A 12,068-nucleotide genomic window follows, 5' to 3' on the forward strand; every position below is an offset into this window, starting at 1 on the left:
CCTCGCGCACGCTCTACCAGGGCTCGGTCGACGGCTGGCTGCCGCGCTACCTCAGCCACGTCAACGAGCACGGCGCGCCGACGCGGGCGATGTGGACCGACCTCGTCTTCAACCTGATCGTGCTGGCAATCGCCTCGGCCGACGCGACGAGCTTCTTCTTCATCCTCGCCGTGTCGAACTGCGGCTACATCATCTTCAACTTCCTCAACCTCAACGCCGGCTGGATCCACCGCATCGACAACGGCCATATCGCGCGGCCGTGGCGGGCGCCGACCTGGCTGCTCGGCATCGGCGCGATCTTCGCCTATGTCAACGCGGTCTTCATGGGCGCCGGCGCCAAGGTGTGGAACCCGATGGCGCTGTGGGCGGGCCTGATCACCGCGGCTTTGATCATCCCGGTGTTCTGCTTCCGCCACTACATCCAGGACGGCGGCAAGTTCCCCGACCATATGCTGGCCGACCTCGGCATGGCGGGAGCCGACCTCTCGGTCAAGAAGGCGGGCGCCCTGCCCTATCTGACGCTGATCGCCGGCGTGGCGGTGATGCTGATCGCCAACTGGCTGTTCGTCATCTGACGCAGCGACCTGAGAACAAGATCGGGCGCGCCTCGGCGCGCCCGATCTCTTTTGTCCAACGGCCTCTCGTCAGCCAGCCTTGCGGACCGTCGTCTCCTCGAAGAACCGGTTCGACGGCCGCTTCAGGCCGAGATTCTCGCGCAGCGTCGATCCCTCATACTCGCGCCTGAAGATGCCGCGCCCCTGCAATTCGCTTCACACTTTCCTGGAATTGCACTAGCGCGCCGACCCGCGATGCAGATCGTCCGCCACCCGTGACCATGGCGGACGATCCGAGGTTGCCACCACCTATTCCGCGGCCAGCGCCAGTTGCGGCTCTTCGTTGTTCTGCACCAGTTCGGACTCGGGCCTCTTGCCCTCGACCCCGGCCTTCTTGCGCTCGCGGCCGAAGAACAGCGCGTAGCCTGCCGGCAGCACCAGGATGGTGAGCACGGTGGCGACGAGGATGCCGCCCATCATGGCGTAGGCCAGCGGCCCCCAGAACACGGCGCGCGAGATCGGGATCAGCGCCAGCACCGCGGTCAGCGCCGTCAGCATGATCGGCCGGAAGCGGCGCACGGCAGCGCCGATGATGGCCTCGGATCGCTCCATGCCGACAGCGATGTCCTGGTCGATCTGATCGACGAGGATAATCGAGTTGCGCATGATAATGCCGAGCAGCGCGATCACGCCGAGGATGGCGACGAAGCCGAACGGCGCCCCGCTGATCAGCAGGGCCGCGGCAGCACCGATGATGCCGAGCGGACCGGTCGCCAGTACCAGCATCGCCTTGCCGAAATGCTGCAGCTGGATCATCAGCAGCACGACGATGACGGCCAGCATGATCGGCGCCTTGGCGGCGATCGAGGCCTGGCTTTCGGCCGAATCCTCGGCGCCGCCCTGGATCTCGACCTTGTAGCCGGGCGCCAGTCCTGCGCGCAGGTCCTTCATGTCGTTGTACATCTTGGTGACGACGTCGTTCGACTGCACGCCGTCCGGCAGGGTGCCGCGAACAGTGATGGTCGGCAGGCGGTCGCGCCGCCACTCGATGCCCTGCTCAAGCACCGGAACGACCTTGGCCACCTGCGACAGCGGCACGAAGCCGCCGAAATCGGTCGGGATATAGACGGAATCGACCGAGGACAGCAGCTTGCGGCTCGCTTCCGGCTCGCGGGCGACGATCGACACCGTCTCCTCGCCGTCGCGGAAATCGTCGAGCGGCGCGCCGGACATGGTGGCCTGCAGCATCTGGCGGATACGCTGCGAGGTGACGCCGAGCGCGCGGGCGCGATCCTGGTCGATGACCAGCTTCATCGCCGGCACCGGCTCCAGCCAGTCGTCATGGACGGCGCCGAGCAGTGGGTTGGCCTGGAACTTCGCCTTCACCTCGTCGGCGATGCGGCGCACCTCCTGGCGGTCCGGACCCATGACCCGCATCTGCACTGGCCAGCCGGTGGGCGGGCCGAGGAACAGGCGATCGACCTTGGAACGGATCGAGGGGAAATCCTCGGCCAGGACGGTCCGCAGCTTGACGATCAGTCGCTCGCGCGCCGGCTCGTCCTTGGCCATCACCAGGAGCTGGGCGAAGTTGGGATTCCTGAGCTGCTGGTCGAGCGGCAGGAAGAAGCGCGGCGCGCCCTCGCCGATATAGGTGGCGATGAAGCGCTTGTCCGGATCGTCCATCATCTTGCCTTCGAGCGCCTTGGCCTGCGTCTCGACCTCCTTGATCGAGGTGCCTTCCGGCAGCCAGAGGTCGACGAGGATCTCCGGCCGCGAGGACTGCGGGAAGAAGTTCTGCGGAATGAACTGGAACGCCCACAGGCTGGTGGCGAAGGTGACCAGCGTCATCACCAGCACGATGATGCGATGGCGCACGGCCCAGCCGACAGTGGCGCGCAGCCGGCGGTAGAAGCGCGTGTCGAAGACGTCGTGATGGCTGCCGGCATGCTTGCGCTGCTTCAGGATCATGTGGCCGAGCCATGGCGTGAAATAGACTGCCACGAACCAGGACACGACCAGCGCGATGCCGACGACATAGAACAGGGTGCGCACATATTCGCCGGCGGTCGAGGCGGCGAAGCCGACCGGGATGAAGCCGGCGGTGGTGATCAGCGTGCCGGTCAGCATCGGGAAGGCGGTCGAAGAATAGGCGAAGCTCGCCGCCTCGATCTTGACCAGCCCCTCCTCCAGCTTTCGCTCCATCATCTCGACGACGATCATGGCGTCGTCGACGAGCAGGCCGAGCGCGATGATCAGCGCGCCCAGCGAAATGCGCTGCAGGTCGATGCCGAGCTCGTACATGATGGCAAAAGTGGCGGCGAGCACCAGCGGGATGGCGATGGCTATGACCAGGCCGGAACGCCAGCCGATCGACAGCAGCGAGACGGCAAGCACGATAAGCAGCGCCTCACCCAGCGCCTCCATGAACTCCTTCACGGCATCGCGGACGACTTCCGGCTGGTCGGAGATCTGGTCAACCGCGACGCCGTAGGGCAGGCCTTCCTCGAAGCGCTGGTAGGTCGCCTCGACATCCTTGCCGACGTCGGTGACGTTGAAGCCCTTGGCCATGACGACGCCGAGCTGGACGCTCTCATGGCCGTTGAAGCGGTACTTGCGCTGGAACGGATCCTCCAGCCCCGAAGAGACGGTGGCGATGTCGCCGAGCCGCGTCACCTGACCGCCGGCGCGCAGGCGCAGTTCCCTGATGTCGGCGGCCCTGGTGAGGTCGCCCTCGACCGAGATGCGCACCGAGCGCTGTCCGGTGTCGACCGAGCCCGCCGGATCGACATTGTTCTGGCCCTTGATCGCGTTCTGCAGGTCGGTCAGCGTCAGGCCGCGCTCGGCCAGCGCCTTCGACGAGACGTCGATATAGATCTTCTCGGGCTGGTCGCCGATGATGACGGCCTTCTCGACGCCCGGCGTTGTCAACAGCATATCGCGCGCCTGGATGGCGAACTTCTTCAGCTCCGGATAGCTGTAGCCGTTGCCGCTGATCGAATGCAGCGTGATGAAGGTGTCGCCGAACTCGTCGTTGAAATACGGACCGAGCAGCCCCTGCGGCAGGTCGCTGGCGATGTCGCCGACCTTCTTGCGCACCTGGTAGAACGCGTCCTTCACCTGCTCGGCATTGGTGTCGCCTTTCACCTGCAGGGTGATGATGGCGCTGCCGGCGCGCGTATAGGAGCGCACGAAATCGAGATGCGGCGTTTCCTGCAGCTTGCGCTCGATCTTGTTGACGACCTGGTCCTCCATCTCCTGGATCGAGGCGCCCGGCCAGACGGCCTGGACGACCATGACGCGGAAGGTGAAGTCGGGATCTTCCTTCTGGCCCATGCGCATCAGGCCGAGCGCGCCGGCAAGGATGATCAGGCCGAACAGGAAGCGCGCGATGCTGGGGTGGCCGATCGCCCAGCGCGAAAGATTGAAGGGCCGCTTCTCAGTGCTGTCGGTGGTCATCGGCGTCAGTCCATTCCGATTGATCGGCAAGGCACGCATCTGCGCGTGCTCACGATATTTCCGATGCTGGCTTCCGGGCGGCGAGGCTTTCCGAGGCGGAGAGACACTCGTCGCGGTGGGACGCGAGGATCGATGTGGGGGTTACATCAACCTGACGTCTCGACAGCCGGGCGCTCGCCGCCCGGAAACCATGGTCCACTCGCCCGAGCGAGCGGCGTTTTCATTCGCCTGGCTTCAGCGCAGGCTGCTGGTGATGTCGGCTTTGCCTTCGGCCGACGCCGACTGCTGCGCCGCGTCGCCGGAGAGCTTGACCTTGAGGTTCTCGGTCATGAACTGCGTGCCGGCGGCGACCACGACGTCGCCCTGCTTCAACCCGTCCGCGACATTGACGCCGTCCACCGTGAAGTCGCCGACCTTGACCGGGCGCGGATGAACCGTCTCGCTGGTGCGGTCGACGGTCCAGACGATCTTCTGGCCGTCCTTCTCGGCGAGCGCGCTGAGCGGAATCGACACCATTTGCTTTCGGCTCGCCACCGAGGCTTCGATGTTGGCGGTCATGCCGAGCAGCACGCGTGGATCGTTGGGCAGCGAGACGCGAACGGCGAAGGTGCGCGACTGCGGATCGGCGCTGCCGGCGACCTCGCGGACCTTGCCGGCCAGCGTCAGCGCGTCGTCGGACCAGAAGCCCGCCTTGACCTCCTTGCCCGGCCGGAACTCGGCGATATCCATTTCAGGAACGGCGATCAGCACCTCCTTCTCGCCATCGACGGCAACGGTCATCACCGGCGTTCCAGCGCCGACCACCTGGCCGATATCGGCGCTGATGGCGGTGACAATGCCATCCTCGTTCGCCTTGAGATCGGTGTAGCCGACCTGGTTCTTCGCCTGGGCAAGCGTCGAGCGGGCGGCGTCACGCGTCGCCACGGCCTGAGCATAGGTTAGCGTCGCCTGATCGAGCTGCGACTTCGAGGCGAAGCTCTTGGCGTAGAGCTGCTCGGCGCGCTTCTTTGCCAGATCCACCGTTTCGACCTGCCGCTCGGCGGCATCGAGGTTCGCCGCCGCGCTCCTGACCGACAAATCGTAATCGGAGGGATCGATGCGGGCGAGCACGTCGCCCGAATTCACATGCTGGCCGATATCGACGAGGCGCTCGGTGACCTTGCCGGCGACGCGGAAGCCGAGGTTCATCTCGGTGCGGGCGCGCACCGAGCCGGAATAGTCGAGCTCGCGGGTGGTCTGGGCCTCACCGATCTCGACCACCTTGACTGGCCGGATGATCTCCTTGACCTCGGCCTTCTCTTGGCTGCAGCCGGCGAGCTCGAGAGTGGCGACGATCAGGCCGGCGATCGGCAGCCCGCGGATAATGGAATTGGACAAAGACACCTTAGCACTCCTGACTGGAGATAACTTGTCGACCGGCGCCCGGCGGGCGGCGGCTATTTCAAGGCTCGGATCGCGTAATCGATGAGATCGTCGGGCATCGCCCGGTTGGTCTTGGCAAGGCACTGCGCCACCATCTGCGGATGGCAAAGGATGACGGTGGCGGCCCCGAAGCAGCGCGACGCGATCACCGGATCCTGGTCCCTGAACTCGCCGGCTTCGATGCCCTGGCGGATCACCTCGGCGAACAGATCGTGGATGCTGTCGACATGCTTGTCGATGACACCCCAGTCGCGCTCGAGCGCGACGATGACCATCTCATGCACCTTCTGGTCATCGAGCATGACTTCCATGGTCATCTTGTACTGCGCATGCACGTAGCGGCGCAGCCGCTCCTCGGCGCTGAGCGGCAAGCGCGAAATCTCGTAGGCCATCTTGTAGCTGGCGCCGAGCATGCGGCCGCAGACGGCCTGGTGGATTTCGACCTTGGAGGCAAAGAAACGATAGATGTTGGCCGGCGACATGCCGAGCTCGCGGGCGATGTCGGCGACATTGGTCTTGCCGTAGCCGTAGTGCCGGAACAGGCGTTCGGCGCAATCGAGGATGCGCGTCACATTTTCCTGGCGGGCGGGGTCGGCCACGATGTTGGCGGCTTCGGACATTAGCTCTCTGTCAAATAACGAGTGACGAATTTCAATTTTCATCACTCGTAAATCGAAACGAGCGCGATGTCAACGCGGATTCGACGTACGCGTATAATTGGTGACAGATGGTGACAGTGAGGAAAGGTTGAACCCGACGAATGAGTTCGTCTTCCTAGGGCGAAGCAAGGAGCGAAGCGACGCGGCGCAGACCCTGGGATCAATGCCGTGACGTCGGCCAAAGAATAAAGTCGGATCAAGCAGATAGCTTGCCAGCGGCGCCATTCGTGCAGGGCTATTCTCGACCGCCGCAGCACGGCCGCAAGATCACGGCATGGACCCCAGGGTTTCCGCAACGTCGCTCCGCGACTGCTTCACCCTAGGATGACGAACTCAGAGGCCCTTCGCCATTTCCCGCAGCCGGAACTTCTGGATCTTCCCGGTCGATGTCTTCGGGATTTCCGCAAACACCACTGCCTTCGGCACCTTGAAGCGGGCGATCAAAGTGCGGCAATGGTCGATGATCTCGGCCTCGGTCGCGCTCTTGCCGGGCTTCAGCTCGACATAGGCGACCGGCACCTCGCCCCATTTGTCATCGGACTTCGCAACGACGCCGCAGGAGGCGACGGCGGCATGTTTGTAGAGCGCGTCCTCGACCTCGATCGAGGAGATGTTCTCGCCGCCGGAAATGATGATGTCCTTGGAGCGATCCTTGAGCTGGATGTAGCCGTCCGGATGCATGACGCCGAGATCGCCTGAGTGGAACCAGCCGCCGGCGAAGGCCTCGTCAGTCGCCTTCCTGTTCTTCAGATAGCCCTTCATGACGATGTTGCCGCGGAACATGACCTCGCCGATGGTCTCGCCGTCGGCCGGGGTTTCCGTCATCGTCTGGGGATCCATCACAGTCAGGCCTTCGAGCGAAGCATAGCGCACGCCCTGGCGCGCCTTCTTCGCCGTGCGCGGTCCCTTCTCCAGTTCGTCCCACTCATTGTGCCATTCGTTGACGACAGCCGGCCCGTAGGTCTCGGTCAGGCCGTAGAGATGGGTGACGGCGAAGCCGGCATCGGCCATGCCTGACAGCACGGCCTCCGGCGGCGGCGCGGCCGCCGTGTTGAAGGTGACGGTTTGCGGAAACTGCCGCTTGTCCTCGTCCCTGGCGTTGATCAGCACCGACATCACGATCGGCGCGCCGCACAGATGGGTGACGCCGTGATCGGCAATGGCGTCGTAGATCGGCTTCGGCCGCACCCAGCGCAGGCAGACATGGGTGCCGGCCTGAACGGCCAGCGTCCACGGGAAACACCAGCCGTTGCAGTGGAACATCGGCAGCGTCCACAGATAGACCGCGTGCTTGGCCATGCCGGCATGGATGGTGTTGGTGTAGGCCATCAGCGCTGCGCCGCGATGGTGGTAGACGACGCCTTTGGGATTGCCCGTGGTGCCCGATGTGTAGTTGAGCGAGATGGCGTCCCACTCGTCATCCGGCATCGACCAGGCGAAAGCCTCATCGCCGCCCGCGACGAACTCCTCATAGTCGAGCGTGCCGATCCGCTCGCCCTTCGGATAGGGCGCGTCGGCGGCGTAATCGGGATCGTCATAATCGATGACCAATGGCTTGGCCTTGGCCAATGCCAACGCCTGGCTGACCACGCCGGAGAATTCGCGATCGACGATCAGGACCTTGGTCTCGGCGTGGTCGAGTTGGAATGCAATGACGGCGGCGTCGAGCCTCGTGTTCAGCGAATGCAGCACCGCCCTGGTCATCGGCACGCCGAAATGCGCCTCCAGCATCGGTGGCGTGTTCGACAGCATCACCGTCACCGTATCGCCCTTGCCGATGCCGCGCTTGGCCAGCGCCGAAGCGAGTCTCAGCGAGCGCCGCCAGAAATCGCGATAGGTGATGCGCTGATTGCCATGGATGATGGCGACATGATCGGGATAGGTTTTTGCCGCCCGCTCAAGATAGGTGAGCGGCGTCAGCGGCTGATGGTTGGCGGCGTTCCTGTCGAGATCCTGTTCATAGGGATTGCTCATCCCGTCCTCCCGCTGCGCAAGCTGTAATGTTGCATGATCGACTTCTAATCACAGGCTCCGCGCTTCGTCACCACCAACGATGCCACGACAGGGGGCATTTGGCACAATGGTGATCTAGATTCAGCCGGCGAAAGGGAAACGCATACCTCCACTCGGTTTGACTTTTGTCGAGAGCCGTGAATAATGTCAGCGAGGAGATGGCATGGCAATCCGACCGGCAGAACAGCTTATCCACAAGGCCGCCTGGCTTTACTATGCGCATGGCCTGCGCCAGGACGAAGTGGCGAACCAGCTGAAGATTTCACGCGCGTCGGTCGCCATGTATCTGCGCAAGGCGCGCGAGACCGGCATCGTCAACATCTCGACCTCGACCCAGCTGTTCACCGATGACGTCATGGCGCGGAAGCTGGAAGACGCGCTGGAGCTCGACGCCGTCTGGATCGCGCCGGAAAACGCCTATGTCGTCGATCCGTCGACCGACATCGCGGTGCTGGCGGCCAGCGTCTTTCTCGAGCTGGTGAAAAAGGGCGACCGCATCGGCGTCGCCTGGGGCCGCACCGTCTACACCATCGCCGACATCATGTCCTTCGCCGACCTGCAGGACGTGACCGTGGTGCAGCTCTGCGGCAACCTCGGCGCGCCCTACTCCTACCGGCCCGACCAGTGCACGATGGAGATCGCGCGGCGGCTCAATGCCAAGGGGCTGAACTTCTACGCGCCGCTGGTGCTGTCGACGGAAGATCTGGCGCGCGCCCTGCGCGCCGAGCCTGTGATCCGCGAACAACTGGCCGGCATCAGCGATTGCAGCCTCGCGCTGTTTTCCGTCGGCACCGTCGACGCCGACAGCCATGTCGTCAAATGCGGCGCGCTGACGGTGAGCGAAATGGAAATGCTGCGCAACGCCGGCGCCGCCGGCGTGATCGCCGGACAGATCATCGACGCCGGCGGCAAGGCGCTCGACTGCAGCTACAACCGCCGGGTCATCTCCGCCGAGCTCGGCTCGCTCGGCGCCATCGAAAAGCGGCTGATGGTGGTGCAGGAGGACAGCAAATTCGAGCCGCTGCTTGCCGCGCTCGCCGGCGGACTCTGCACGCATCTGGTGGTCGGCGCGCGCATGGCGCAGCGGCTGCTGGACCATGCCCGAGCGGTGACCAAGAAGGCTTCCTAGACAAACAATCCTCGCCGCCGGCGCATTGTCATCAAAGCGTCGCGGCATTCCTGTTCACAGCAATCAAAGACATGAAAGCGGACGAAGCGAAATGAAGAACCTGTGGAATGACGGCGACGCGGAAAAGATGGTTGCCGACTATGCCAAGAAGGGCGTCGGCCGCGACCTCGCGCTGCGCGTCTATACGACCCGGCTGCTCGGCGGCGAGCCGCGGCTGGTGCTGCATGGCGGCGGCAACACGTCGTGCAAGATCAAAGCCACGGATCTCGTCGGCGACGAGTGGGACGTGCTCTGCGTCAAGGGCAGCGGCTGGGACATGGCCGTCATCGAGCCGCAAGGCCTGCCGGCGGTTAAGATGGGCGCGCTGCTCAAGGCGCGCGCGCTGGAGAGGCTCTCCGACGAAGACATGGTGGCGCTGCAGCGCGCCAACCTCATCGACCCCGGCTCGCCCAATCCCTCGGTCGAAACGCTGCTGCACGCCTTCCTGCCGCACAAATTCGTAGACCACACGCATTCGACCGCCGTCCTCGCCATTGTCGACCAGGAAGACAGCAAGGCGCTGGTTGGAAAAGTGTTCGGCGAAAAGATGGGCTACGTGCCCTACATCATGCCGGGCTTCGACCTGGCGAAGGCGGCGGGCGACGTTTTCGATGCCGACCCCAGCGTCGAGGGCCTGATCCTCGACAAGCACGGCATCTTCACCTTCGGCGACGATGCCAGACAGGCCTACGACCGGATGATCCATCATGTGACCGTCGCCGAGGAGTATGTCGCGAAGAACGGCAAGCCGAAGACGGCAAAGGCGGCCCTGCCGGCTCGACTTGCCAAGCCGGCCGACATCGCGCCCGCGCTGCGCGGCGCGGTGGCGGTGGCGCGCGGCGAAGGCCGCTTCGATCGCATGATCAGCGACTTCCGCACCTCCGATGCGATCGTCGATTTCATCAATTCGGCTGACATCGCCGACTATGCCGGGCGCGGTGTCTCGACGCCGGATCTCTCGATCCGCATCAAGACCGGTCCGATGGCGGTGCCGGCGCCGGACGCCGACAAGATCGGCGACTACAAGGCGGTCGTCCGCGGCCATGTCGAGACCTTCGCCAAGGACTATCGCGCCTATTTCGAGACCAATGACGCACTGGACGACGTCAAGCGGACCATGCTCGATCCGATGCCGCGCCTGACCTTGGTGCCAGGCCTCGGCATGTTCGGCCACGGCCGCACGCTGAAGGAGGCCAGGATCGCCTCCGACGTCGGCGAGATGTGGATCGAGGCGGTGCGCGGCGCCGAGGCCGTCGGCCATTTCCACCCGCTGTCCAAGGCCGATCTCTTCCCGCTCGAATACTGGTCGCTGGAACAGGCCAAGCTCGCCTCCAACAAGCCGAAGCCGCTGACCGGCCAGGTGGTGCTGGTGACCGGCGGCGCCGGCGCGATCGGCGCGGCGACGGCGAAGCTGTTCGCCGACAATGGCGCACATGCCGTCATCGTCGACCTCGATGCGGCCAAGGCCGCGGAAGCGGCGAAGAGGGCCGGCAACGGCTCGATCGGCGTCGGCGCCGACATCACCAATCCGGCCGAACTGCGTGCCGCCTTCGACCGGGCAGTCGCCGTCTATGGCGGCCTCGACATCCTCGTCTCCAATGCGGGCGCGGCCTGGGAAGGCCGCATCGGCGAGCTCGACGACGCTACGCTGCGCAAGAGCTTCGAGCTCAATTTCTTCGCCCACCAGTCGGCGGCGCAGAACGCCGTGCGCATCATGCTGGAACAGGGCACCGGCGGCGTGCTTTTGTTCAACACGTCCAAGCAGGCGATCAACCCGGGGCCGAAGTTCGGCGCCTATGGCATACCGAAGGCGGCGACGCTGTTTTTGTCGAGGCAATATGCGCTGGACTACGGCGCGCAGGGCATCCGCTCGAACGCAGTCAATGCCGACCGCATCCGCTCGGGTCTGTTGACCGACGCCATGATCGCCAGCCGCTCGGGCGCGCGCGGCGTGTCGGAGAAGGAATACATGTCCGGCAATCTGCTCGGCCAGGAAGTGACGGCCGAGGACGTGGCGCAGGCCTTCCTGCACCAGGCGCTGGCCGATCGAACCACCGCCGATGTGACGACGGTCGACGGCGGCAACATCGCCGCGGCGCTGCGGTAGGCAACCTGCCATGGACCCCTACTGTCATGCAGGGGTTCATAGGGGAACGCTGGCGCCGCCCCTCATCCGCCTGCCGGTGTCCTCTCCACGTATAGTGACGGGGAGAGGGACGCTGTCGCCGACGGTTTCGCCAATCACCAGTTGAGGGGCGGCAGCGACTTTAGCGACCTCGCCACCACGACTTGAAAACTGTCGTCGTCGGAAGCGATTGCCGAAATTCCGCTTCAATCTATTCCTTGAACCGCTTGCAAGGTGGAGACGTTCATGGCCGCGAACAGACTGCGTATTGCCGTGCTCTTTGGCGGGCGTTCGGCCGAGCATGACGTTTCGATGCTTTCGGCGACCAATGTCATGCGCGCGCTGGCGCCGGCGAAATATGATGCGGTTCCGATCTTCGTCAGCCGCGAAGGAAAATGGCTGCTCAGCCGTTTCGAGGACGGCACGCTGTCGGCACCTTCGGGCGACACGGAGATTTGCCTGGTGCCGGGCGGACACGGGCGGATGCTGGCGATCCCGGCCGAGGGCGCGCCCTACGCGCTGCCAGATATCGATATCCTGTTTCCCGTCCTGCACGGCCTGCACGGCGAGGACGGCGCGGTGCAGGGGCTGGCGGAAGTGGCGCAGGTGCCGCTCGCCGGCTGCGGCATCCTGGGCTCCGCGACTGCGCTCGACAAGGACATCGCCAAGCG

Annotated in this window: 7 protein-coding genes and 1 pseudogene; 4 read left to right on the forward strand and 4 right to left on the reverse strand. The window is 64.6% G+C overall.

Features of this window, described 5'->3' with window-relative positions:
- Positions 1-575: amino acid permease (locus EN781_RS11600; RefSeq protein ID WP_127400002.1), on the forward strand; the 575-nt coding region annotated here is incomplete at its 5' end.
- 288 nt (positions 576-863) lie between these two features.
- On the opposite strand, the gene EN781_RS11610 is transcribed toward EN781_RS11600, so the two are convergent.
- From EN781_RS11610 to EN781_RS11625, 4 genes are all read right to left on the reverse strand, one after another.
- On the reverse strand, positions 864-4,010 hold the full coding sequence (locus tag EN781_RS11610; RefSeq protein ID WP_126056053.1) for an efflux RND transporter permease subunit: 3,147 nt from the start codon (positions 4,008-4,010) through the stop codon (positions 864-866).
- Between the two features lie 234 nt (positions 4,011-4,244).
- Complete coding sequence (locus EN781_RS11615) at positions 4,245-5,393, reverse strand: efflux RND transporter periplasmic adaptor subunit (protein WP_127400003.1); 1,149 nt, start codon at positions 5,391-5,393, stop codon at positions 4,245-4,247.
- A gap of 53 nt (positions 5,394-5,446) precedes the next feature.
- The gene (locus EN781_RS11620; RefSeq protein ID WP_126056055.1) at positions 5,447-6,052 is read right to left on the reverse strand and encodes a TetR family transcriptional regulator; all 606 of its coding nucleotides are present in this window, start codon (positions 6,050-6,052) and stop codon (positions 5,447-5,449) included.
- 372 nt (positions 6,053-6,424) lie between these two features.
- Positions 6,425-8,065: an acyl-CoA synthetase gene (locus tag EN781_RS11625; RefSeq protein WP_126056056.1), complete on the reverse strand. Its 1,641-nt coding sequence runs from the start codon at positions 8,063-8,065 to the stop codon at positions 6,425-6,427.
- A 202-nt stretch (positions 8,066-8,267) separates the two neighbouring features.
- Here EN781_RS11625 and EN781_RS11630 point away from each other — a divergent pair, with 202 nt between their 5' ends.
- From EN781_RS11630 to EN781_RS11640, 3 genes and pseudogenes are all read left to right on the forward strand, one after another.
- The gene (locus tag EN781_RS11630; RefSeq protein ID WP_126056057.1) at positions 8,268-9,233 is read left to right on the forward strand and encodes a sugar-binding transcriptional regulator; all 966 of its coding nucleotides are present in this window, start codon (positions 8,268-8,270) and stop codon (positions 9,231-9,233) included.
- Between the two features lie 91 nt (positions 9,234-9,324).
- Positions 9,325-11,379 (forward strand): bifunctional aldolase/short-chain dehydrogenase, encoded by a 2,055-nt coding sequence (locus EN781_RS11635; protein ID WP_126056058.1) that lies wholly within the window; start codon positions 9,325-9,327, stop codon positions 11,377-11,379.
- Between the two features lie 264 nt (positions 11,380-11,643).
- A pseudogene (locus EN781_RS11640) lies at positions 11,644-12,068 on the forward strand (D-alanine--D-alanine ligase A); the annotation flags it as partial.

The sequence above is a fragment of the Mesorhizobium sp. M4A.F.Ca.ET.090.04.2.1 genome, assembly GCF_003999085.1.
Lineage (GTDB): Bacteria > Pseudomonadota > Alphaproteobacteria > Rhizobiales > Rhizobiaceae > Mesorhizobium.

Bases quoted from the DNA above. Each gene is read 5' to 3' on its own strand.
- EN781_RS11610 (WP_126056053.1), bottom strand. From the start codon at position 4,010: ATGACCACCGACAGCACTGAGAAGCGGCCCTTCAATCTTTCGCGCTGG.
- EN781_RS11625 (WP_126056056.1), bottom strand. From the start codon at position 8,065: ATGAGCAATCCCTATGAACAGGATCTCGACAGGAACGCCGCCAACCAT.
- EN781_RS11635 (WP_126056058.1), top strand. From the start codon at position 9,325: ATGAAGAACCTGTGGAATGACGGCGACGCGGAAAAGATGGTTGCCGAC.
- EN781_RS11630 (WP_126056057.1), top strand. From the start codon at position 8,268: ATGGCAATCCGACCGGCAGAACAGCTTATCCACAAGGCCGCCTGGCTT.
- EN781_RS11620 (WP_126056055.1), bottom strand. From the start codon at position 6,052: ATGTCCGAAGCCGCCAACATCGTGGCCGACCCCGCCCGCCAGGAAAAT.